The organism is Cupriavidus sp. TMH.W2 (assembly GCF_050847365.1).
Taxonomy (GTDB): domain Bacteria; phylum Pseudomonadota; class Gammaproteobacteria; order Burkholderiales; family Burkholderiaceae; genus Cupriavidus.
Window position 1 is genome coordinate 3,055,667 of record NZ_CP193792.1, and the last position, 23,407, is coordinate 3,079,073.

The following is a 23,407-nucleotide window of genomic DNA, read 5'->3' on the forward strand; positions in this document are numbered from 1 at the left end:
TCTGTCAGAGCGCCGCAAGCGTGCGCATTATTGGCCACATACGTAAGACCTCAGCGACGCCGGCTCAATCCCGTCATTCCCGCGCAGGCGGGAAGATCAGGCCTTGAGGTAATGCTCGCGCCCGCCCAGCCAGCGCGACAGGTGCGCTTCCACCGCTTCCGGGTAGCGCGCCAGCATCAGTTCGGCCGCCTCCTGCGCGTATTCCACCAGCCACGCATCGGTCTGCAGATCGGCAAAGCGCAACATGGCTTCGCCCGACTGGCGCGCGCCCAGGAACTCGCCGGGGCCGCGGATCTCCAGGTCGCGCCGGGCGATCTCGAAGCCATCGGTGGTCTCGCGCATGGTCGCCAGGCGCTCGCGCGCGGTGGGCGACAGCGGCGCCTGGTACATCAGCAGGCAGACCGATTCGGCGCTGCCCCGCCCCACCCGTCCGCGCAACTGGTGCAGCTGCGCCAGGCCAAAGCGCTCGGCATGCTCGATCACCATCAGCGAGGCATTGGGCACGTCCACGCCCACCTCGATCACCGTGGTGGCCACCAGCACCTGCATGCGGTTGGCGCTGAAGTCATCCATCACCGATGCCTTCTCGGCCGGCGGCAGGCGCCCGTGCACCAGGCCCACGCGCAGGTCCGGCAGCGCCGCGACCAGCGTTTCATAGGTCTCCACCGCGGTCTGCAGCTGCAGCGCCTCGCTTTCCTCGATCAGCGGGCACACCCAGTAGACCTGGCGGCCTTCGGCGGCGGCGTGATGGATGCGTCCGATCACTTCGTCGCGCCGCTCGTCGTTGACCAGGCGCGTGACGATGGGGGTGCGGCCCGGCGGCAATTCATCGATCACCGACACATCGAGGTCGGCGTAGTAAGTCATGGCCAGCGTGCGCGGGATCGGCGTGGCCGACATCATCAGCTGGTGCGGTACCGCGTCGGGCGCCGACACCTCGGCGGCACCGGCCTTGCCGCGCAGCGCCAGCCGCTGCGCCACGCCGAAGCGGTGCTGCTCGTCGACCACCGACAGTCCCAGCTTCGCAAAGCGCACGGTGTCCTGGATCAGCGCATGGGTGCCGATCACCAGCTGCGCCTCGCCCGATTCCACGCGCGCCACGGCCTCGCGCTTCTCGCGCGCCTTCTGGCTGCCGGCCAGCCACGCCACCGCCACGCCCAGCGGCTCCAGCCACGCGGACAGCTTGCGGTAGTGCTGCTCGGCCAGGATTTCGGTGGGCGCCATCAGCGCGGCCTGGTAGCCGGCGTCGATGGCCTGGCAGGCCGCCAGCGCGGCGACGATGGTCTTGCCGCTGCCCACATCGCCCTGCAGCAGCCGGTGCATCGGGTGCGGGCGCGTCATGTCGGCGGCGATTTCCTCCACCACGCGCTGCTGCGCCCCGGTCAGCCGGAATGGCAATGCAGCCAGGAAGCGCGTGAGCAACCCGCCCTCGCGGCGCGGCATGGTCGGCGCATTTTTTTCGCGCCGCGCCGCGTGCGCGCGCCGCAGCGAGATCTGCTGCGCCAGCAGCTCGTCGAACTTGATGCGCTGCCAGGCCGGGTGCGAGCGGTCGGCCAGCGCGGCTTCGCTCTCCTGCGGCGGGGGCGCGTGCAGCAGCCGCAGGCAATCGGCCAGCGGGCGCAGGTGCAGGCGTGCCAGCGGCCCCTCCAGCAGCGCCTGCGGCAGCGTCTCGGGCATGGGCGTGCGCGACAGCGTGCCGCCGATGGCCTTGCGCAGGTAGGCCTGCGCAATCCCGGCGGTGGACGGATAGACCGGTGTCAGGCGATCCGGCAGCGCTTCGCCTGGCACCACCGGGCGCACCGTCGGGTGGACCATCTCGGCACCGAAGAAACCGCCGCGCACCTCGCCGCGCACGCGCAGGCGCACGCCCTCGGCCATCTGCTTGGTCTGGCTGCCGTAGAAGTTCAGGAAGCGCAGCGTCAGCTCGCCGCTGTCGTCGGCAATCTTGACCACCAGCTGGCGGCGCGGGCGGAACGTGACTTCGTTGGAGATGACTTCGCCTTCGACCTGCGCCGGCAGCCCGAGCCCGGCGCGGTGGATCGCCTCGGCGATCGGCGCCAGCGTGGTCTCGTCCTCATAGCGCATCGGCAGGTGCAGCACCAGGTCGACCGGACGGCGCAGGCCGAGCTTGGCCAGCCGGGCGGCCGCGGTGGACGTGCCGGAGGCCGCGGCCTTGCCCTTGGCATCGCCTGCCTTGCCGCGCGCGGGCGCCGCCGTGTCCTTGGCGGCGTCGGCGGGGTCGTGGATCGGTTCGGCGGCGGTTCCGGGCATCGGCAAGAAATAATCAGCAATCGCTGCGGTTCAGCATGGCTGGCTGGCGCGGCACTGGCGAATAGCCGGTATCACACCCGGCCCGGCGGCAAGCGCGCCCGTGGCCTTACAATATCGGATTCGCCGATTGTACCCATGCCGGCTGCCACCACGGGCAGCGGAGTGCCGTTTTGTGCCCCGCTCCGGCCTGCATGGGGATCGCGCAGCCCCCCGCTCCCACGATGTTGACGCTTTCCGATTTCGATTTTCCGCTGCCACCAGAACTGATTGCCCAGAGCGCGCTGCCGGACCGCAGCGCGAGCCGGCTGCTGGTGGTCGAACGGCTGGCCCCCGCCGACACCGCCGATGCGGTGCGCATGGTCGACCGTGCCTTCAGCGATATCGTCGACTACCTGCGCCCCGACGACCTGCTGGTCTTCAACGACACCCGCGTGATCAAGGCACGCTTCTTCGGCCACAAGCCCAGCGGCGGCAAGGTCGAGGTGCTGGTCGAGCGCGTGGTCGACACCCATACCGTGCTGGCCCAGGTGCGCGCCTCCAAGACGCCCGCCGAGGGCAGTACGCTGCACCTGGCCGACGATGCCTTCGCCGTCACCGTGGGCCCGCGCGTGGACCAGTTCTTTACGCTGCGCTTCCCCGAGCCGGCGCTGGACCTGATCGAGCGCTACGGCCGCCTGCCGCTGCCGCCGTATATCACGCATGATCCGGACGCCTACGACGAGACCCGCTACCAGACCGTCTACGCGCGCAGCCCCGGCGCGGTCGCCGCGCCCACCGCGGGTCTGCATTTCGATGATGCGCTGTTCGCCCGGCTCGATGCCGCGGGCGTGCGCCGCGCCTTCCTGACGCTGCACGTGGGCGCCGGCACCTTCCAGCCGGTGCGCACCGAGAACCTGGCCGAGCACAAGATGCACTCGGAGTGGTACGCCATTTCCGAGGAACTGGCCCAGGCCGTGCGCGACACCCGCGCGCGCGGCGGCCGCGTGATCGCGGTCGGCACCACCTCGCTGCGCGCGCTGGAATCGGCCGCGCAGGCCGACGGCACGCTCGCCGCCGGCAGCGGCGACACCGATATCTTCATCACCCCCGGCTACCGCTTCCGCCTGATCGATGCCCTGATCACCAACTTCCACCTGCCCAAGTCGACGCTGCTGATGCTGGTGTCGGCGCTGGCCGGGGTGGAAGCCATCCGCGCCGCCTACCGCCATGCGGTCGAGCAGCGCTACCGTTTCTTCAGCTACGGGGATGCCATGCTGCTGACCCGCCAGCCTGGTGCCGGCACCAAGGCCTGATTTCCGACTATTCGCCATGCTCAACTTCGAACTCATCACCACCGACGGCAACGCCCGCCGCGGCCGCGTCACGCTGAACCACGGCGTGGTCGAGACGCCGATCTTCATGCCGGTGGGCACCTATGGCTCGGTCAAGGCGATGTCGCCGCTGGAACTGAACGAGATCGACGCGCAGATCATCCTGGGCAACACCTTCCATCTGTGGCTGCGCCCGGGGCTGGACGTGGTCAACGCCCACGAGGGCCTGCACCGCTTTATCGGCTGGGACAAGCCGATCCTGACCGATTCCGGCGGTTTCCAGGTGTTTTCGCTGGGTGACCTGCGCAAGATCACCGAGGATGGCGTCACCTTCGCGTCGCCGGTCAACGGCGACAAGCTGTTCCTGTCGCCCGAGATCTCGATGCAGATCCAGCGCACGCTGAACTCGGACATCGTCATGCAGTTCGACGAATGCACGCCGTACGAGATCGACGGCCGCCCCGCCACGCATGAGGAAGCCGCCAAGTCCATGCGCATGAGCCTGCGCTGGGCCAAGCGCTCGCGCGATGAATTCGGGCGCCTGGCCAACCCCAATGCGCTGTTCGGCATTGTCCAGGGCGGCATGTACGAAGACCTGCGCGATGAGTCGCTGGCGGGCCTGTACGAGCTGGACTTCCACGGCTTTGCCATCGGCGGGCTGTCGGTGGGCGAGCCCAAGGAAGACATGATGCGCGTGCTGGAACACGTGGCGCCGCGCCTGCCGGCCGACAAGCCGCACTACCTGATGGGCGTGGGCACGCCCGAGGACCTGGTCGCCGGCGTGGCCGCCGGGGTCGATATGTTCGACTGCGTGATGCCGACCCGCAACGCGCGCAACGGCTGGCTCTTCACCCGCTACGGCGATGTCAAGATCAAGAACGCCGTGCACCGCAACGACCCGCGCCCGCTTGACGAGAGCTGCGCCTGCTACACCTGCCGCAACTTCTCGCGCGCCTACCTGCACCACCTGCACCGCGTGGGCGAGATCCTGGGTGCGCGCCTGAACACCATCCACAACCTGCACTACTACCTGCAGCTGATGCGCGAGGTGCGCGAGTCGATCGAGCACCATCGCTTTGCCGATTTCCGCCGCCAGTTCGCCGCCGACCGCGCCCGCGGCACGCAGTGACCACGCCGGGCGGCGCGAACTTTTGCGCCGCCGGCGGTCGAATAGCCGGGTCATGCCCCGGGCGGGCGGGCGCGGCCGGCCATGCCGGCGCTGCCGCAAGTTGCCCCGAACGCACCCGAACAAACCCGTATGGCGCCCTAGAATGCGAAAGGGGGACGGAGTGCGAATGGTAGAATGTTCGATTAATTGACTGACTTTGTGACGGAGAATCAACGTGCTGATTTCTAACGCATTTGCCCAGACCGCCGGTGCCGGCGGCGCGGCTGGCGGCCTGATGAGCTTCCTGCCCATCATCCTGATGTTTGGTGTGCTGTGGTTCATCATGATCCGCCCCCAGATGAAGCGCCAGAAGGAATCCAAGGCAATGCTCGAAGCGCTGGCCAAGAACGATGAAGTCGTCACCGCCGGCGGCATCCTGGGCCGCGTGACCAAGGTCACCGACCAGTACGTCGGCCTGGAAATCGCCGCAGGCACCGAAATCACCGTGCAGAAGAATGCCGTGACCACGGTGCTGCCCAAGGGCTCGCTGAAGGCGCTCTGATCCCCCGGATCGCGCGCGCACCTCGCGCCTTCGCCGCCTTTGTCTTTTCCGGCATGCCCGTTCGCGCATGCCACGGCAGCCGCCTGATCCAGCCCGACGAAGCCCCGGCGGCTTCGATGCGTGGCTGCCAGGCGGCTGTTTGCCAAACCGGTTCGGCCCCGCCGACGTGGTGCGCCACGCCAGCGCCGGCCCCGCCAACCGCTGAATGACTGGCCAGAGATGAATCGTTATCCGCTTTGGAAATACCTCGTGATCCTGGTGGCCCTGGCCATCGGCATCACCTATACCTTGCCGAACTTCTTCGGCGAGGCGCCCGCCGTGCAGGTGTCCTCGGGCAAGGCCACGGTCAAGGTCGACCTGTCGATGCAGAAGCAGGTCGAACAGATCCTGGCGCAGAACCAGCTCCAGCCTGACGGCGTCTTCTTCGATATTTCCGGCCAGTCGGGCTCGGTCAAGGCGCGCTTTCGCACCACCGACGAGCAGCTCAAGGCCAAGGACGTGCTGTCGCGTACGCTGAATCCGGACGCGGCCGACGCCACCTACGTGGTGGCGCTGAACCTGCTGTCGGGCTCGCCGCGCTGGCTGACCGCCATGCACGCGCTGCCGATGTACCTGGGCCTGGACCTGCGCGGCGGCGTGCACTTCCTGCTGCAGGTCGACATGAAGGGCGCCGTCGACAAGAAGCTCGACAGCCTGGCCGGCGACGCGCGCACCCTGCTGCGCGACAAGAACATCCGCCACGGCGGCATCGACCGCGACGGCGAGCGCCTGACGGTGCGCTTCAATAACGCCGACGACGCCGGCCGCGCGCGCGCCGTGCTGGCCGACAACCTGCGTGAAGTGGCGTTCGCCATGGACGGCAACAACATCGTCGGCACCTTCACCGACGCTGCCCGCAAGGCGGTGCAGGACGCGGCGGTCAAGCAGAACATCACCACGCTGCACAACCGCGTGAACGAGCTCGGCGTGGCCGAGCCGGTGATCCAGCAGCAAGGCGCCGACCGCATCGTGGTGCAGCTGCCGGGCGTGCAGGACACCGCCAAGGCCAAGGACATCATCGGCCGCACCGCCACGCTGGAAGCGCGCCTGGTCGACAACGACGCCCCGCGCATGCCGCGCCCGGGCGACCCGATCCCGTTCGGCAGCGAGCTCTTCACCCAGGGCAACGGCGCCCCGGTGGTGCTGAAGAAGCAGGTCATCTTCACCGGCGACCGCATTGAAAGCGCCTCGGCCGGCTTCGACCAGAACCAGCATCCTTCGGTCAACATCAAGCTCGACGCCCAGGGCGGCCGCGTGCTGCGCGACGTCTCGCGCGAGAACCTGAAAAAGCCGATGGCGATCGTGCTGTTCGAAAAGGGCAAGGGCGAGGTGCTGACGGTGGCGACGATCCAGTCCGAACTGGGCTCGAGCTTCCAGATCACCGGCTCCTACTCCACCGAAGCCGCCAATGACCTGGCGCTGCTGCTGCGCGCCGGCTCGCTGGCCGCGCCGATGGAGATCATCGAAGAGCGCACCATCGGCCCGTCGCTGGGCGCGGACAACATCAAGAAGGGCTTTGACTCGGTCGCCTACGGCTTCGCCGCCATCGCCGTGTTCATGATCCTGTACTACATGCTGTTCGGCATGTTCTCGGTGTTTGCGCTGGGCGTGAACCTGCTGCTGCTGATCGCGGTGCTGTCGATGCTGCAGGCCACGCTGACGCTGCCGGGCATCGCCGCTATCGCGCTGGTGCTGGGCATGGCCATCGACGCCAACGTGCTGATCAACGAGCGCATCCGCGAAGAACTGCGCGGGGGCGCGTCGCCGCAGATGGCGATTGCGGTCGGTTTCGACCGCGCCTGGGCCACCATCCTGGACTCCAACGTGACCACGCTGATCGCCGGCCTGGCGCTGCTGGCCTTCGGTTCGGGCCCGGTGCGCGGCTTTGCCGTGGTGCACTGCCTGGGCATCCTGACCTCGATGTTCTCGGCGGTGTTCTTCAACCGCGGCCTGGTCAACCTCTGGTACGGGCGCAAGAAGAAGCTGCAGAGCGTGGCCATCGGCCAGATCTGGAAGCCGGGCAACACCACCGATACGCCGGTCGCCAAGTAAGCGGCCAGCGGGACAACTAGCAGTACGTAACAGGATTCAACATGGAATTCTTCCGCATCCGGCGCGACATTCCGTTCATGAAGCGCGCGTTGGTCTTCAACGTGATCTCCTTCCTGACGTTTGCCGCGGCCGTGTTCTTCCTCTGGCACAAGGGCCTGCACCTGTCGATCGAATTCACCGGCGGCACGGTGATGGAGGTCAACTACCAGCAGGCGGCCGACCTGGAAAAGATCCGTGGCCAGGTGGGCAAGCTGGGCTACAGCGACGTGCAGGTGCAGAACTTCGGCACCTCGCGCGACGTCATGATCCGCCTGCCGCTGCAGAAGGGCCCGGACGGCAAGCCCGTCACCTCGGCCCAGCAGAGCGAGCAGGTGATGACCGCGCTGCAGGCGGCCTCGCCTGACGTCAAGCTGCAACGGGTGGAGTTCGTCGGCCCGCAGGTGGGCAAGGAGCTGGCCACCGACGGCCTGCTGGCGCTGCTGTGCGTGGTGGCCGGCATCGTGATCTACCTGTCGTTCCGTTTCGAATGGAAGTTCGCGGTGGCGGGCATCATCGCCAACCTGCACGACGTGGTCATCATCCTGGGCTTCTTCGCCTACTTCCAGTGGGAATTCTCGCTGTCGGTGCTGGCGGCGATCCTGGCGGTGCTGGGCTACTCGGTCAACGAATCGGTGGTGATCTTCGACCGGATCCGCGAGAACTTCCGCAAGTACCGCAAGATGACCACGCACGAGATCATCGACAACGCGATCACCAGCACCATCTCGCGGACCATCATCACCCACGGTTCGACCCAGATGATGGTGCTGTCGATGTTCTTCTTCGGCGGCCCCACCCTGCACTATTTCGCGCTGGCACTGACGGTCGGTATTCTGTTCGGCATCTACTCGTCGGTATTCGTGGCCGCGGCGCTGGCGATGTGGCTGGGCGTCAAGCGCGAGGACCTGGTCAAGGGCGAGAAGAAGCCCGAGTCGACCGACCGCAACGACCCCAACTACGGCGCGCAGGCATAAGCCCCGCCCTGCCGGAAAAACAGAACGGCGCCCCGCGGGGCGCCGTTTTTCATGGCTGCAAAGCCAGGGGAAAACCCAGCCGGGAGATTCAGGCGGGCATCGAGAACCGCTCGATCCAGGCTGCCAGCCGGTCGGCCGCAAAGGTCTCGCTGCGCGGGACCGCGCGGCACACCACGGTCTCGCCGTCACGCGCGAATTTCACCGCGCCGCCAGCCTCTTCCAGCCACAGCAGGCTCGCCAGCCAGCCGGCGTGCGACGCCGACACCGGCGAACCCACCGGCTGCGCCAGGAACTCGGCCAGCGCCGCCGGTGCGGCCCACACTACGGTATCGCCGTCGCGGCGCGCCACTTCGCTGCCGAGCGCGTCGGCGATCACCGCGGCGGCATCGGCCGCGCCCTTGCCCGCATGGGTGCTGCGCAGCTGCGCCAGGCACGTGCCGACGGCATGGCCGAAGCTGCCGCTGCGCTCGGCTTCGGCGCGCACCAGGTCGGCGTAGTCCATGCGCTGCCAGTCCGGATCGACACTTGCCGCGCCAGCCAGGTCGACCGCCGCGAGGTAGGTCTCAACCGGCTGGAAGCGGCCCGGCCCGATCAGGCTGGCGCACAACGCATGCACCATGCCGATGCGCGAAGCCACGGTCTGGGTCTGCAGCACCGACAGCTTCTCGCGCAGCAGCTGGTCGCGTTCCTTGCGCAGGCCCGACATTTCCAGCGCCTGCTTGAGCTCCATGCGCAGCGCGGTGATGTCCCACGGCTTCTTGATGTAGCGGTGGATCTGCCCCTGGTTCACCGCCTCGACGGTCTGGTCGAGCTCTGAATACGCGGTGGTCAGGATGCGCACGATATACGGGTAGCGTTCACGGGCGTAGCGCAGCAGTTCGTTGCCATACTCGCCCGGCATGCGCTGGTCTGACACCAGTACCGCCAGGCTGCCGGCGTGGGCGTCCAGCAATGCCTTGCCCTCCTCGACGGAGCCGCCGGTGACCACCGGTGCCAGCGCCCCGATGGCACGCTGGAAATACTTGACTGCCGTAGCTTCGTCATCGACGAACAGAATCGCCGGGGGTGGTGCCTGGGTGGCATTCGGTTCGGTCATCGGTCACTCCTATGCTTTCGACTCTTGAAACTTGGAAAGTCCAGCGTCACCGTCGTGCCGGCGCCGGACGCGGATTCGATCCGGATCCCGCCGCCAAAGGACTGCATGACGCGGTTGCAGAAAATCATGCCCAGGCCGCTGCCGCCGGCGCTGGCGTGGGTGGTGACGGGATCGACCAGCAGCCGGTCCATCACCTCGGGCGGAATGCCCGGCCCGTTGTCGCAGATGCGGATCTCGGCGCGCGGCTGCGCCGCCACCACAAAGCGCAGCGACGGCGCGCCGATATCGGCCAGCGCGCGCAGCGCATTGCTCATCACCGAGGACAGCACCAGCGCCACGCAGTTGGGCAGGGTCTGCACGGGGAAGTCCCCCTGCATATCGACCTCGACCCAGCTGCGCTGCTCCCCCGCGAAGGGATAGCTGTCCAGCAGCGAAGAGACCAGCGCGCCGGCGCTGACCTCGCTGCCGGTCCCGCGCCGCACCGGCCCGCTGCCGGCGCTGTTGCGCACCGACTGCAGGAACGACGACAGCACCGCCAGGCAATACTGGGCGTTGTCGTGCATGGCGCTGGCGGCCTGGCCGATCTCGCCCTGGCGCTGCGCGCTGTATTCGCCGGCCGCGCGCGCGCCGATGCCGCGCGCAAAGTTGGCAATGGCCGCCAGCGGCGTGTTCAGCTCATGCGCCAGAAAGGCCAGGGTCTCGTCGATCGCCATCAGCCGGTGCTGGCGCAGGGTGCGCTCGCGGTGGCGCTCGGCGGCCCGCGTCAGCACGTCGCGCAGGTTGCCCACGCTCAGCGGCTTTTCCAGGATCTGGAAGATCTCGCCGCTGTTGACCGTTTGCAGCAGCACATCCTTGTCGGCATAGGCGGTCACCAGGATGCGCACGATCTGCGGATACGCCTGCGCCACCTGGCGCAGCAGCACGCCGCCATCGCGCCCGGGCATGCGGAAGTCGGTCACCAGGATCGCCACGCGGGCGGGGTCCGAGCGCAGCGCGGACATGGCTTCGTCGGCGCTGCTGGCCAGCAGCACCTCATAGTCGCTGCCGACCGCGCGGGCGAAGTACTTGCGCGCCATGTCTTCGTCGTCGACGTAGAGAACGGCAGGCCGTGCCTGCATGACTTCGCTCATGGCTGGTTACTCCGCACGCGGCAGGTCGAAGCTGAAGGCGGTCCACTGGCCGAGCTCGCTCTCGGCAAACAGCTGGCCGCCATGGCGCTCGATCACCGCGTAGCTGATCGACAGGCCCAGGCCAAGCCCCTGCCCCACCTCGCGCGTGGTGAAGAACGGCTCGAACACGCGCGCCAGGTTTTCCTGGGGAATGCCAGGGCCGTTGTCGCGCACCGTGACATGCAGGCGGTGGTTGTCCCACCTGGCCGTGGTATGGATGGCCGGCGCCGCCGTTCCCGCCTTGCGCATGGCCAGCGCGGCATTCGAGAACAGGTTGATCAGCACGCCGATGACGGCCGCTTCGTCGCCCAGCACCAGGGTGTCGGTGACCAGCTCGCGCGTCAGGGTGACGCCGCGCAGTTCATGCGCGGTCAGGCGGATCGACGAATCGAGTGCCTTCTCGAACAAGAACGGCGTGCCCTCGACCTCGGCGCCGGGCTTGCGGTAGGCGAAGGTCTTCAGGTCGGAAACGATATGCTGGATGCGCTGCATGCCCTGCTTGGCGTCGACCAGGCACTCTTCCAGCGAAGGGTTTTCCTTGGCCTGCGGCTCTTCCAGCGCGACTTCGATCGCCATCAGGCAGAAGTTGACCGGGTTGTTCACCTCGTGCAGCAGGCCGGCCGCCAGGGTACCGATGGCGGCCATTTTCTCCTGCTGCAGCATCTGGCCCTTGATGTCGGCCAGCCGGCGGTTGATCACCTCGAGTTCCGCGTTCTTCTCTGCGACCTCGGCCTTCAGGCGGAACAGCATGAAGCGCGCCCGCTCGTTGAAAAACGTGTAGACCCCGCTCGCCGCCGCGGCGAACAGCAGGAACAGTGAATTGGCGATAAAGGTGCCCCCCGGCTCGATGCCGCCGGGGTGGAACAGGCATGCCAGCATGTACAGCAGGTATGAGAGCAAGCCGAACACCAGGTTCTGCCACAACCCGAACGGCAGCGCGATGCCCGAGGCGAAGATCGCCAGGTTAAGCCCGACGTAGTACGGCGACTGCACCCCTTCAGTCTGCCAGATCATCCATGCGATCATGATTTGCGGCAGCAGCAGCCACGTCAGCGTCAGCCATGGCGCGAAGCGGCGCCCGGCGGCGCTGTACAGCACCACCACCACACCCGCGATCAGCATCGACACCAGCACGCGCGCCACCCCGAAGGCAAGCTGCTGCTGCGGATACTGGCCGTAATCGAGTCCTACCCCGAGCAGGACCAGCACGATCGCGGTATAGGCGCCGCCACGGCTGAATGCCAGGCGAAAATCAGCCAGTTCGGACTGGTAGCCGGCGTAGAGTTGGTTGGTGCTCATGGCGTGCCCCGCAAGGACTGCCTCAGTAAATGGTGGCTTCAGCAAACACGTTGACGCCGGTGACATCGACGTAAATGCGGTGCGAGTGCGAATTCTCAGGCAGCAGCTGCGCCATGCCCGCGTTGTCGCGGTAGATCAGGTACCACTCCAGCAGGTGTTCCATGCCGAATTTCTCGGGATTGTCGGCATGGACGTTAGTCACCAGAATCTGTCCGCCGGGCCGCGAACGGGAGGCGAAATACGACAGCAGCCGCGTACACACCTTGTCGGACAGGTAGTCGAACAGGCCCGCGCAATAGACCGCGTCGAACTCCCTTGCACTGGTATCCTCCGGCGAGATGCGCCGCTTGAGCAATTCATGCACCGACTGGTGCACCATCTCGACGGCAACCTTGCGCCCGGCGCTGGTGGCAGACTGGTCGATCGTGCTACGCGTGAACTCCAGCGTCTCTTCGCTGAAATCGACCAACTGGAACGACAGCAGTTCCGGATTGGGGTATTCGCGCACGAAGCGCTGGATTTCGAAGGCAGGGCCGCAGCCCACGTTGAGCACCCGGAACGGCCGGCCAGCGGCGCAGGCGCGATCAGCCTGGCGAGTCAGGAAATCTATCAGCAATTCGATGCGGTTGCGGTGCGCGGTCGCCACCGCCGCCTTGAGGAAGGCGGTGTTGACAATCTGGAAATAGGTGGTGGGGCCCTGCTGCGGGTCGTTCAGGATCTGGTTCACCATCTCGTAGTCGCCGGCATAGCCGAGCGGCTTGGTGAAGGTGCGGTGCACGAACGGCGCCCGCATCAAGAGCGGGTGCAGCGCCGCCTGCGCGTAAGTGCGGTGCATTGGCGCGAGCTCCGGATCCACGTGCTGGGCTTCGGCCTCGAGCCAGTCGAGGTAGGTCTTGGTCTTGACCATGATCGGCGTGGCCAGTTCGTAGAAGACGTCCGCACGGAGCTTGCCTTCGATCTTGGGCAGCGATTCGGTCAAGTCGACCTGCTCGACCCAGCGCGAAACCTCGGAGAGGAACGCGCGCATTTCATTGACCACGATCTGGTAGTCGCGCCGGATATGGAAGCGCGCGTCCCAGTCCTGCACGAAAAGCTCGGCTTCGCGCGCGACCGACTTGGGCTCGTTGGTCAGGTCCGTCAGTTCGCGCCACTCGTCGATCAGCGTCAGCGACACCACGGCGGTCAGACCCGTGTTCACGAGACTCATGACCACGGCCTTGCCGAGGTAGGCATTCTTGGCGCCCATACGGACGCTGAGTTCGCTCAGCACCTCGCTGACCTGCACGATCGAATACGGGTTGTAGATTTCCATCACCAGAGACTTTCTCTGGAGATTGACAATCGTGCCCCGCACCTGCTCGCCCTGCGAGTTGCGGAAACTAACTACCGGATCGATTTGCGTTTTGGAATACACGGTATTGCGCCAGGGAAAACCGGGAAACGCTGCAGGCCATACAGCCAGGGCAGAACGGCCGGGTACAGCATGGGAGGCGAGGTGGTCGCAGGATGGCTACCGGTATCGGGACATGCAGCGAATGCTCATAGTGATGCGCTTTAGCCGGTTGCGGGCATGGCTGCCCCCGCCTTGGCAGGAGTAGCAATACCCCGATCAAGGTGGATTGCCGCGGGCCATTGTACTGTGCCGGTCGCAAGTCGCACAACAAAGTGCCCTGTCGGCCCCCCGGATGGTGCAGGACAACAAAAAAGGCCGGCGTGGCCGGCCTTCACTGGCTGGGAGCCCGCCGCAGCGGGCCGCGCGCTCAGTCCGCGCGCACGCCTTCCACCTGGATGGCGAGCTTGACTTCGGGCTTGAAGCCCATCTTGACGCCATAGTCCAGACCGAAATCGGCACGGTTGAACTGGCCCACGGCGTCGGCGCCGCAGGCTTCGCGCTTGAGCATCGGGTGCTGGATGCACTTGAAGTCGCGGATTTCCAGCTTGACCGGCTTGGACACGCCGCGCAGGGTCAGCATGCCGTCGACCTCGGTCGGCACGTCGCCCTTGAACTTGGAGAACTTGCCCTTGTAGGTGGCCTCGGGGAAGGCTTCCACGTCGAACATGTCCGCGCTCTTGGCGTGCTGGTTCAGCTTGGCGTTGCCGAAATCGATCGAGGCCGCATCGATCTTGACCTCGACCGAGCCCGCCTTGGCGGCGCGGTCCAGCGTGACCACGCCGCTGGACTTTTCGAACTTGCCGCGCCAGGTCGACAGGCCGCCCAGGTGGTCGGCCTCGAAGCTCGGATAGGTATGGGTCGGATCGAGGTTGTACGTCACGGTATTGGCCGAAGCCACGCCAAAGGCGGCGGTTGCGGAAATGGCCGCGACGGCGGCAACGAGGGAACGCAGTTTCATGGAATCTCCCGACAAATCAGGTTGGGACGCACGTTTCAGGTTCGTCCTGGGTACGTCAGCGGAATGCCGGCCTTACTTCCTGGCCAGCACGATACGGAATTTGATCTGGACGTCGTCGGCCACCACGGAAGTGTCCTTCCATTCGCCGTCGCCGATATTGAACGCGGTGCGCTTGATCGGCAGCGCGCCCTCGAACACCTGCACGGCGCCTTCCTGGCGGTAGGTGGCGGGCACCACCACGTCCACGGTCTTGCCCTTGATGGTCAGCTTGCCGGCCACGTCGTACTTGCCCGGCGTGCCGTTCTTGATGCTGGTGGACTGGAACACCGCCTTGGGGTACCTGGCCGCGTCGAACCAGTCCTTGCCCTTCACTTCCTTGGTGGTCTCGGCATCGCCGATCTCGAAGCTGGACACATCGATCTCGACCTTGGCCGTCGAGCTCGCCAGCTTGGCCGGATCGAAGCTGACGGCGGCATCGAATTTCTTGAACTTGCCTTCCATCGGCACGCCGATCTGGCGCGCGACCGCGGTCACCGAGCTCTTGGCGGCGTCTACCTGAGCCCAGGCCAGGTTGGCGGCAATGCCGGTGGCGGCCAGGACGGCGGCCATGACCAGCGAGCCGCGGCGGGAATTGCGTTTCATCTCAGAAGACTCCTGTCAGGGTCGGCGCCGCGGCGCCGCGGTGCGAAAAGGTTGGGCGGTTGCCAGGCTCAGCGCAGGAATGGCAGCATCCGGCCCAGCGTGCCGTCGCGGTCGACAAACTGGTGTTTCACCGCGGCGGCCGCATGGACAACGACCACGGCCGCCATCAGGTAATTCAGCCAGATATGCGCGAACTTCAGCACTTCCTTCAGTGCGTCGTTCTTTTCCAGCAGCGCCGGCATCTCCCACAGGCCCAGGTACACCACCGGCACGCCCGCGGCCGAGCTGTACAGGTAGCCGGTGATCGGGACGATCACGATCAGCAGGTACAGCAGGTGGTGGGCGCCGGCCGCGGCCCTGGCCTGCCAGGCCGGGGTGCCGGGCGCCACCGGCGGGGCCGCATGGGTCGCGCGCCACAGCATGCGCAGCACGGCGATGGCGAAGATCGTCACGCCCAGCCACTTGTGCCAGGAGTAGAGCTTGAGCTTGGTCGGCGTCAGCCCGGGAATGCCGGTCATGTACAGGCCCAGCCCGAACGCGGCAAAGATCGCCAGCGCGATGACCCAATGCAGGGCAATCGCAGTAGCGCCATAGCCAGGCGGGGCATTGGCGGTAGAACGCATCGGATTCCTCTCGCCCGCGTCACGGGCGTTTCACAATTTTGGGGAAGCTACGGGCAGGTGCAAGCCCGCTCGTGCGCTTAAGATTCTCGCATTATTGCGGGTGGACGTGCGCCGATGCAGGACAGTCCTTCATTAAGTTATTCAAATAAGTTGAAGCGACATTCTGTCGCAAGCGGCACAAGGACGCGGCGGTCCTGCCTTCTGCTGCGCTGAGCCGGAAAAGCAAAAAGCCATCCTTACGGATGGCATATTGCTCATCGTCATCCCCGCTTTCGCGGGGATGACGGGCCGGTTTGCGGGGGACTTCCCGTCGCGTCAGATGCGCTCGGCCAGCACCACGGCCTTGCCGATGTAGCTGCCGGGGGTCATCTCCAGCAGCAGCTTCCTGGCGTCGTCCGGGATTGCCAGGGCGTTGATGAAGGTCTGCAGCGCCTCGCGCGAGATGCCCTTGCCGCGGGTCAGCTCCTTGAGCTGCTCGTACGGGTTGGGCACGCCGAAGCGGCGCATCACGGTCTGCACCGGCTCGGCCAGCACTTCCCAGCAGTTGTCCAGGTCTTCGTTGAGGCGCTCGGGGTTGGTCTCCAGCTTGCCCAGGCCGCGCAGGCAGGCCTCGTAGGCCAGCAGGCTGTAGCCGAAGGCCACGCCGATATTGCGCAGCACGGTCGAGTCGGTCAGGTCGCGCTGCCAGCGCGACAGCGGCAATTTCTCGGACAGGTGGCGCAGCACGGCGTTGGCCAGGCCCAGGTTGCCTTCGGAGTTCTCGAAATCGATCGGGTTGACCTTGTGCGGCATGGTCGACGAGCCGATTTCGCCGGCCTTGGTCTTCTGTTTGAAGTAGCCCAGCGAGATATATCCCCAGACGTCGCGGTTCAGGTCGAGCAGGATGGTGTTGGCGCGGGCGATCGCGTCGAACAGCTCGGCCATGTAGTCGTGCGGCTCGATCTGGATGGTGTAGGGATTGAAGCTCAGGCCCAGGCGGGTCTCGATGACCTGCTTCGAGAAGGCTTCCCAGTCGAAGGTCGGGTAGGCCGACAGGTGGGCGTTGTAGTTGCCCACGGCGCCGTTCATCTTGCCCAGCAGCTCGACCTGCTCGATGCGCTGGATCGCGCGCGCCAGGCGCGCGGCCACGTTGGCCATTTCCTTGCCCAGCGTGGTCGGGCTGGCCGGCTGGCCGTGGGTGCGCGACAGCATCGGCTGGGCCGCATTCAGTTTGGCCAGCTCCACCAGGCGGGCATGCACGCGCTCGAGCGCCGGCACCACCACGCCTTCGCGGGCGCCCTTGAGCATCATGCCGTGCGAGGTGTTGTTGATGTCTTCCGAGGTGCAGGCGAAGTGGATGAACTCGCTGGCGGCTTCCAGCTCGGCGTTGCCCTTGACCTGCTCCTTGAGCCAGTACTCGACCGCCTTCACGTCATGGTTGGTGACGGCTTCGATTTCCTTGATGCGGGCGGCGTCGGCCTCGCTGAACTTGTCCACCAGCGCCAGCAGCGCGGCCTCGGACGCGGCCGAAAATTTGGGCATGTCGGGCAGGCCGGCCTGCGACAGCGCGATCAGCCAGTGCACCTCGACCTTGACGCGGTTGCGCATGAAGGCCGCCTCGGACAGCCATTCGCGCAGCGCATCGGCCTTGGCGGCATAACGGCCATCGATCGGGGACAGGGCGGTGAGCGGCGAAAGCGAAGAGGAGGTCATGCTGGAAACCGGGAAAGGGAGGAGTAAAGAAGGCGACGTGCCAGAAGCGCCGCGGGGGCAGGCGCTGTCAGCGTTGGGGGGCGGGAACGATGGCCTGATGCGTCCAAAGCGCCGCACCGGCAGGCCCGCCCGCGCACGCGGCACCGGTGTCGGCGCTGCGCAACGCGGGATTTTACCACCCCTGCCCCCGCTCAGGGGCAGCGGTCAAGCACGGCCGCGGGGCATCGGTGCGCGAACCCGCATTCGCCAGGCGCCACGGGTATACTCGCGCACGCCGTTCCAGTAGCCTGTTATGAAGTGCATCGGGCCCGCCCCCGCCCTCCCCGGCGCTGCCGCTGCCACCGAGCAACGATGCACTTCATAACAAGCTCAAGGGGAGAACATGAAGCTGTATGCATCCCGGACCAGTCCCTACGCGCGCAAGGTGCGCGTGGTGATGGCGGAGAAAAAGATCGAGTGCCAGCTCATCGAAGAGGATGTCTGGTCGCCCGAGACGAAGATCGGCCAGTACAACCCGCTTGGCAAGGTGCCTTGCCTGGTCATGGAAGACGGCGGCGCGATCTTTGATTCGCGCGTGATCGTCGAATATGTCGACACCCTGACGCCGGTCAGCCGGATGATCCCGCAGGGCGGGCGCGAACGCCTGGAAGTCCGCTGCTGGGAAGCGCTGGCCGACGGCCTGCTCGACGCCGCGCTGCTGGTGCGCCTGGAGGCAACCCAGCGCGAGCCGCACGAGCGCAGCGAGCGCTGGGTGCAGCGCCAGCGCGGCAAGATCGACGCGGCGCTGGCAGCCATGGCGCACGGCCTGGCCGACCGCCCCTTCTGCACGGGCATCCACTATTCGCTGGCCGACGTGGCGGTGGGCTGCGCGCTGTCCTACCTGGACTTCCGCTTCCCCGATATCGCCTGGCGCGAGCGCCATCACAACCTGGCGGCGCTGGAGGAAAAGCTGTCGAAGCGGCAGTCGTTCATTGATACCGAGCCGCCGCGCGGCTGAAGCCCTTGCCGCTCAAGGAAAAACACCCGCATCAAGGGGTAATGCCGTTCAGTTGAGGTCTCAAGCCCTACCGTCATTCCCGCGCAGGCGGGAATCCAGCGTCTTTCACGTCCCCTTCGGGAATGAAGTCACTGGGTTCCCGCCTGCGCGGGAACGACAGTCGCTAACTGAACGGCATTACGCATCAAGCGGGGGTTTTTATGGCGCGCCAGGCCTTACCTGATGATGCCGCCACCCAGGCAAACATCGCCGTCGTACAGCACCGCCGACTGGCCGGGCGTGACCGCCCACTGCGCCTCGGCAAAGCCGAGCGTCAGCGCGTCGCCGTCCACCGCCTGCACCGTGCACGCCGCATCGCTCTGGCGGTAGCGCGTCTTGGCCGCCATCGCCGCGCCCGCGGCAGGCGGTTCGCCCGTCACCCAGGACAGGTCCGACGCGCTCAGCACCGGCGTCAGCAGCCACGGGTGATCGTGGCCCTGCACCACGTAAAGCGTATTGTTCGCCATATCCTTGCGCGCCACATACCAGGCATCGCCGTTGCCGTCGCGGCTGCCGCCCAGGCCGATGCCCTTGCGCTGGCCCAGCGTGTAGAACGCCAGGCCGATATGCTCGCCCACCACCTTGCCCTCGGGCGTTTTCATCGGGCCCGGCCTGGTCGGCAGGTAGCGGTTCAGGAAATCGCGGAACGGGCGCTCGCCGATAAAGCAGATGCCGGTCGAATCCTTCTTCTTCGCGTTCGGCAGCCCGATCTCGGCCGCAATCTCGCGCACGCGCGTCTTGGGGATCTCGCCCAGCGGGAACAGCGTGCGCGACAGCTGCGCCTGGTTCAGCCGGTGCAGGAAGTAGCTCTGGTCCTTGGTATGGTCCAGCGCCTTGAGCAGCTCGAAGCGGCCGGCCGCGTTCTGGCGCACGCGCGCATAGTGGCCGGTGGCGATGGTCTGCGCGCCCAGCGACATGGCGTGGTCGAGAAAGGCCTTGAACTTGATCTCGGCATTGCACAGCACATCCGGGTTGGGCGTGCGGCCGGCCGAATACTCGCGCAGGAAATCGGCAAAGACGCGGTCCTTGTACTCGGCGGCGAAATTGACCGCCTCCACGTCGACGCCGATCAGGTCGGCCACCGACACCACGTCCAGCCAGTCCTGGCGCGTGGAGCAGTATTCGCTGTCGTCATCGTCTTCCCAGTTCTTCATGAACAGACCGATGACCTCGTAGCCCTGCTGCTTGAGCAGCCACGCGGTGACCGACGAATCGACTCCGCCCGACATGCCCACCACAACACGTTTTCCGGCACTGCTCACGGCTGCGCCCCCGTTTGCAGCACCGAGGGATGCGTATACAGCGCATCCAGCGCAAAACGCTTGCCGGCCAGGTAGTCGTCCACGCAGGCCATCACCAGCGGGGAACGGTGGCGTTCCGGGCAGGCGCGCAGCTCTTCCGCGCTCATCCAGACCGTGCGCACGATGCCGGTGTCGAGCTGGCGGCCCGCATCGAGCGAGCCCAGGTCGCCGGTAAAGGCAAAGCGCACATAGGTCACGTCGGTGCCGGTGCGCGACGACAGCGAGCGGCCCATGTAGCAACCCAGCAGCGCGCGCGGCTCGAAGGTGTGCGCGGTCTCTTCCAGGGTTTCGCGGATCACGGCGCGGACCAGGCTTTCGCCCGGGTCCAGATGCCCGGCAGGCTGGTTCAGGCGCAGCCCCTCGGCGGTTTCCTCTTCGACCAGCAGGAAGCGGCCGCCGCGTTCGATCACGGCGGCAACGGTCACGCTGGCATTCCAATCACTTGACATGATGCTCAATTTTTAGGCAATCCCGCATTCTACCGGTTGCGGGCCTATCGTGCAGCGCCGCAGGCCCGGCCGGGACGCCCGGCTGGCGCTGCAGCGTCCGTCCGGCGGTCCGGCCAAAAGCCGACCAGCGGGTCACCATTCAGCGTCAGTTTCCTGTAAGCTGCGAAAAAATTGTGCGGTGCGGCTTAAACCTCGCGCCCTCGGATCAGACGTCGGTCCGCCCAACCAGACAAGACGCCAGCTAAAGGAGAAATTGACGATGTACATCGGTATCCCGCAGGAGACGCGGGCCGGCGAGACTCGCGTCGCCGCCACCCCGGAGACCGTCAAGAAATACGTCGCCCAGGGCCACAAGGTGGTCGTGCAGGCCGGTGCCGGCCTGAGCGCCAGCCAGCCCGACAGCGCGTATGAAGCGGTCGGCGCCACCATCGGCAGCGCCGCCGAGGCATTCGGTGCGCAACTGGTGCTCAAGGTGCGCGCACCGGAGCCCGCCGAACTGGCGCAGATGAAGCCAGGCACCGTACTGGTCGGCATGCTCAATCCCTTCGATGCCGAGAACAACGCGCGCATGTCCGCCGCGAACATCACCGCCTTTGCCCTCGAAGCCGCGCCGCGGACCACGCGCGCGCAGAGCATGGACGTGCTGTCGTCGCAGGCCAACATCGCCGGCTACAAGGCCGTGCTGGTGGCCGCGCACCACTACCAGCGCTTCATGCCGATGCTGATGACCGCCGCCGGCACCGTCAAGGCCGCGCGCGTGCTGATCCTGGGCGCGGGCGTGGCAGGCCTGCAGGCCATCGCCACGGCCAAGCGGCTGGGCGCGGTGATCGAGGCCTCCGACGTGCGCCCCGCGGTCAAGGAGCAGATCGAATCGCTGGGCGGCAAGTTCCTCGACGTGCCGTTCCTGACCGATGAAGAGCGCGAGATCGCCCAGGGCGTGGGCGGCTATGCGCGCCCGATGCCGCCGGACTGGATGAAGCGCCAGGCCGAGCTGGTGCACCAGCGCGCGATCCAGGCCGACATCGTCATCACGACCGCGCTGATCCCGGGCCGCAAGGCGCCGGTGCTGCTGCAGGAAGCGACCGTGGCGCAGATGAAGCCGGGCTCGGTGGTGGTGGACCTGGCCGCAGCGCAGGGCGGCAACTGCCCGCTGACGGTGGCCGACGAGGTAGTCAACCACAACGGCGTCATCATCATCGGGCATACCAACCTGGCCAGCATGGTCGCGGCCGACGCCTCGGCGCTCTATGCCCGCAACGTGCTGGATTTCCTCAAGCTGGTCGTGGACAAGGACGCCCAGTTCACGCTGAACCTTGAAGATGACATCGTCGCGGCCTGCCTGATGTGCAGGGACGGCCAGGTCGTGCGCGAGGCGGCGTAAATTTCCAAGGGCGCCGTGCGCCCGCTGCTTTTGCCCCCCTCTCCCGCAAGCGGAAGAGGGAGCGCGCCGTCGGTCAGCCAGAGCCACTGACCCTTGGCACGCCGTAATGCAGCAAAGAAAAAACACAGCAAAACGCGCATCCCGGATTCAAAGCAACGGAGGAGAAGTCGATGGAGATGGTGAACCACACGGTGATCAACCTGATCATCTTCGTGCTGGCGATCTACGTGGGTTACCACGTGGTCTGGACGGTCACGCCGGCCCTGCATACGCCCCTGATGGCGGTGACCAACGCGATATCGGCCATCATCATCGTTGGCGCGATGCTCGCCGCGGGCCTGACCGAAGGCGGCGTCGGGCGCGTGATGGGCACGCTGGCGGTGGCGCTGGCGGCAGTCAATGTGTTCGGCGGTTTCCTGGTCACCCAGCGCATGCTGGAGATGTTCAAGAAGAAGGAACCGAAGGCCAAGGCGCCTGAGGCCAAGCCGGCACTGGCCAGGGAGGGTGCGTGATGACTAGTCTCGTCAGCATGAACCTCGTCACCCTGCTCTACCTGGTGGCCTCGGTGTGCTTTATCCAGGCGCTCAAGGGCCTGTCGCACCCGGCCTCGGCGCGCAAGGGCAATGCCTTCGGCATGATCGGCATGGCGCTTGCCGTGGTGACCACGCTGGTCCTGATCATCAAGCTGAAGAACGAGTTCCTTGCCGCGGGCACGGCCCAGTCGTCGGTGGGCACGGGCCTGGCGCTGATCTTCGGCGCGCTCGTGGTCGGCGGCGGCATCGGCGCCTATGTGGCGAAGCAGGTGCAGATGACCAAGATGCCCGAGTTGGTCGCGGCAATGCACTCGCTGATCGGTCTCGCGGCAGTGTTCATCGCGGTGGCCGCGGTGGCCGAGCCGGCAGCGTTCGGCATCAGCCCGGCAGGCTCGCACCTGATCCCGCTGGGCAACCGCATCGAGCTCTTTATCGGCTGCTTCGTCGGTGCCATCACCTTCTCGGGCTCGGTGATCGCCTTCGGCAAACTGGCCGGGCGCTACAAGTTCCGCCTGTTCCAGGGCGCACCGGTGGTGTTTGCCGGCCAGCACTGGCTGAACCTGCTGCTGGCGGTGGCGATGGTGGGCTTCGGCGTCATCTTCTTCCTGTCGCAGGCCTGGCTGCCGTTCCTGATCATGCTGGCGCTCGCCTTCGTGCTGGGCGTGCTGATCATCATCCCGATCGGCGGGGCCGACATGCCGGTGGTGGTGTCGATGCTGAACTCGTACTCGGGCTGGGCCGCGGCGGGCATCGGCTTCTCGCTGAACAACCCGATGCTGATCATCGCGGGCTCGCTGGTGGGTTCGTCCGGTGCCATCCTCTCGTACATCATGTGCAAAGCGATGAACCGCTCGTTCTTCAACGTGATCCTGGGCGGCTTCGGCGGCGACGCCGCGGCGGCCAGCGCGTCGGGCGATGGCCAGCAACGGAACGTGAAGTCGGGCTCCGCCGATGATGCCGCCTTCCTGATGGGCAATGCCGAGACGGTCATCATCGTGCCGGGCTACGGCCTGGCCGTTGCGCGCGCCCAACACGCGCTCAAGGAACTGACCGAGAAGCTGGCGGAAAAGGGCGTGACCGTGAAGTACGCGATCCACCCCGTGGCGGGCCGCATGCCCGGCCATATGAACGTGCTGCTGGCCGAGGCCGAAGTGCCCTACGACCAGGTCTTCGAGATGGAAGACATCAACAGCGAGTTCGGCCAGGCGGACGTGGTGCTGGTGCTGGGCGCCAACGACGTGGTCAACCCGGCGGCCAAGAACGATCCCAAGTCGCCGATCGCCGGCATGCCGATCCTGGAGGCCTACAAGGCCAAGACCATCATCGTCAACAAGCGTTCGATGGCCGCCGGCTACGCCGGGCTGGACAACGAGCTGTTCTATATGGACAAGACCATGATGGTGTTCGGCGACGCCAAGAAGGTGGTCGAGGACATGTTCAAGGCGGTCGACTAAGGCCGCAAACCCGCCATGCCCGCGCA

The 23,407-nt window shown here is 66.4% G+C and carries 20 protein-coding genes; 9 read left to right on the top strand and 11 right to left on the bottom strand.

The window, feature by feature from the left end; genetic code table 11:
• Positions 1 to 96: 96 nt before the first annotated feature.
• On the bottom strand, positions 97 to 2,271 hold the full coding sequence (gene recG, locus ACREYQ_RS14030; RefSeq protein ID WP_432260420.1) for an ATP-dependent DNA helicase RecG: 2,175 nt from the start codon (positions 2,269 to 2,271) through the stop codon (positions 97 to 99).
• 221 nt (positions 2,272 to 2,492) lie between these two features.
• On the opposite strand from recG, the gene queA reads away from it, so the two are divergent.
• From queA to secF, 5 genes are all read left to right on the top strand, one after another.
• On the top strand, positions 2,493 to 3,563 hold the full coding sequence (gene queA / locus ACREYQ_RS14035; RefSeq protein ID WP_432258185.1) for a tRNA preQ1(34) S-adenosylmethionine ribosyltransferase-isomerase QueA: 1,071 nt from the start codon (positions 2,493 to 2,495) through the stop codon (positions 3,561 to 3,563).
• A gap of 16 nt (positions 3,564 to 3,579) precedes the next feature.
• Positions 3,580 to 4,710 (top strand): tRNA guanosine(34) transglycosylase Tgt, encoded by a 1,131-nt coding sequence (gene tgt / locus ACREYQ_RS14040; protein ID WP_432258186.1) that lies wholly within the window; start codon positions 3,580 to 3,582, stop codon positions 4,708 to 4,710.
• 214 nt (positions 4,711 to 4,924) lie between these two features.
• A complete protein-coding gene (yajC, locus tag ACREYQ_RS14045; RefSeq protein ID WP_078197811.1) occupies positions 4,925 to 5,251 on the top strand; it encodes a preprotein translocase subunit YajC in 327 nt (108 codons plus the stop codon).
• Between the two features lie 219 nt (positions 5,252 to 5,470).
• Positions 5,471 to 7,342: a protein translocase subunit SecD gene (gene secD / locus ACREYQ_RS14050; RefSeq protein ID WP_432258187.1), complete on the top strand. Its 1,872-nt coding sequence runs from the start codon at positions 5,471 to 5,473 to the stop codon at positions 7,340 to 7,342.
• Positions 7,343 to 7,383: 41 nt separating this feature from the next.
• Positions 7,384 to 8,355, top strand: a complete 972-nt coding sequence (gene secF, locus ACREYQ_RS14055) for a protein translocase subunit SecF (protein ID WP_432258188.1) — start codon at positions 7,384 to 7,386, stop codon at positions 8,353 to 8,355.
• Between the two features lie 88 nt (positions 8,356 to 8,443).
• On the opposite strand, the gene ACREYQ_RS14060 is transcribed toward secF, so the two are convergent.
• The 8 genes from ACREYQ_RS14060 to purB form a co-directional block, all read right to left on the bottom strand.
• A complete protein-coding gene (locus tag ACREYQ_RS14060; protein WP_432258189.1) occupies positions 8,444 to 9,451 on the bottom strand; it encodes a response regulator in 1,008 nt (335 codons plus the stop codon).
• Positions 9,448 to 10,581: an ATP-binding protein gene (locus ACREYQ_RS14065; protein WP_432258190.1), complete on the bottom strand. Its 1,134-nt coding sequence runs from the start codon at positions 10,579 to 10,581 to the stop codon at positions 9,448 to 9,450. Before ACREYQ_RS14065 ends, ACREYQ_RS14060 begins: the two co-directional genes overlap by 4 nt.
• A 6-nt stretch (positions 10,582 to 10,587) precedes the next feature.
• On the bottom strand, positions 10,588 to 11,919 hold the full coding sequence (locus ACREYQ_RS14070) for a sensor histidine kinase (protein WP_432258191.1): 1,332 nt from the start codon (positions 11,917 to 11,919) through the stop codon (positions 10,588 to 10,590).
• A gap of 22 nt (positions 11,920 to 11,941) precedes the next feature.
• A complete protein-coding gene (locus tag ACREYQ_RS14075; protein ID WP_432258192.1) occupies positions 11,942 to 13,333 on the bottom strand; it encodes a class I SAM-dependent methyltransferase in 1,392 nt (463 codons plus the stop codon).
• Between the two features lie 346 nt (positions 13,334 to 13,679).
• Positions 13,680 to 14,270, bottom strand: a complete 591-nt coding sequence (locus ACREYQ_RS14080) for a YceI family protein (protein ID WP_078197818.1) — start codon at positions 14,268 to 14,270, stop codon at positions 13,680 to 13,682.
• Between the two features lie 72 nt (positions 14,271 to 14,342).
• Positions 14,343 to 14,912 (bottom strand): YceI family protein, encoded by a 570-nt coding sequence (locus tag ACREYQ_RS14085; RefSeq protein ID WP_432258193.1) that lies wholly within the window; start codon positions 14,910 to 14,912, stop codon positions 14,343 to 14,345.
• 68 nt (positions 14,913 to 14,980) lie between these two features.
• Positions 14,981 to 15,535, bottom strand: a complete 555-nt coding sequence (locus tag ACREYQ_RS14090; protein WP_432258194.1) for a cytochrome b — start codon at positions 15,533 to 15,535, stop codon at positions 14,981 to 14,983.
• Positions 15,536 to 15,850: 315 nt separating this feature from the next.
• On the bottom strand, positions 15,851 to 17,227 hold the full coding sequence (gene purB / locus ACREYQ_RS14095; RefSeq protein WP_432258195.1) for an adenylosuccinate lyase: 1,377 nt from the start codon (positions 17,225 to 17,227) through the stop codon (positions 15,851 to 15,853).
• Positions 17,228 to 17,609: 382 nt separating this feature from the next.
• Between purB and ACREYQ_RS14100 the strand changes: the two genes are divergently transcribed.
• The gene (locus ACREYQ_RS14100) at positions 17,610 to 18,224 is read left to right on the top strand and encodes a glutathione S-transferase N-terminal domain-containing protein (RefSeq protein WP_432258196.1); all 615 of its coding nucleotides are present in this window, start codon (positions 17,610 to 17,612) and stop codon (positions 18,222 to 18,224) included.
• Between the two features lie 215 nt (positions 18,225 to 18,439).
• Here ACREYQ_RS14100 and mnmA read toward each other — a convergent pair whose 3' ends face one another.
• On the bottom strand, positions 18,440 to 19,525 hold the full coding sequence (gene mnmA, locus ACREYQ_RS14105; RefSeq protein WP_432258197.1) for a tRNA 2-thiouridine(34) synthase MnmA: 1,086 nt from the start codon (positions 19,523 to 19,525) through the stop codon (positions 18,440 to 18,442).
• Positions 19,522 to 20,013, bottom strand: a complete 492-nt coding sequence (locus ACREYQ_RS14110) for an NUDIX hydrolase (protein WP_432258198.1) — start codon at positions 20,011 to 20,013, stop codon at positions 19,522 to 19,524. Before ACREYQ_RS14110 ends, mnmA begins: the two co-directional genes overlap by 4 nt.
• A gap of 259 nt (positions 20,014 to 20,272) precedes the next feature.
• Between ACREYQ_RS14110 and ACREYQ_RS14115 the strand changes: the two genes are divergently transcribed.
• The 3 genes from ACREYQ_RS14115 (at position 20,273) to ACREYQ_RS14125 (ending at position 23,381) form a co-directional block, all read left to right on the top strand.
• On the top strand, positions 20,273 to 21,394 hold the full coding sequence (locus tag ACREYQ_RS14115; protein WP_432258199.1) for a Re/Si-specific NAD(P)(+) transhydrogenase subunit alpha: 1,122 nt from the start codon (positions 20,273 to 20,275) through the stop codon (positions 21,392 to 21,394).
• Positions 21,395 to 21,564: 170 nt separating this feature from the next.
• A complete protein-coding gene (locus ACREYQ_RS14120) occupies positions 21,565 to 21,906 on the top strand; it encodes an NAD(P) transhydrogenase subunit alpha (RefSeq protein ID WP_013957959.1) in 342 nt (113 codons plus the stop codon).
• A complete protein-coding gene (locus ACREYQ_RS14125) occupies positions 21,906 to 23,381 on the top strand; it encodes an NAD(P)(+) transhydrogenase (Re/Si-specific) subunit beta (RefSeq protein ID WP_432258200.1) in 1,476 nt (491 codons plus the stop codon). Before ACREYQ_RS14120 ends, ACREYQ_RS14125 begins: the two co-directional genes overlap by 1 nt.
• Positions 23,382 to 23,407 lie beyond the last annotated feature (26 nt).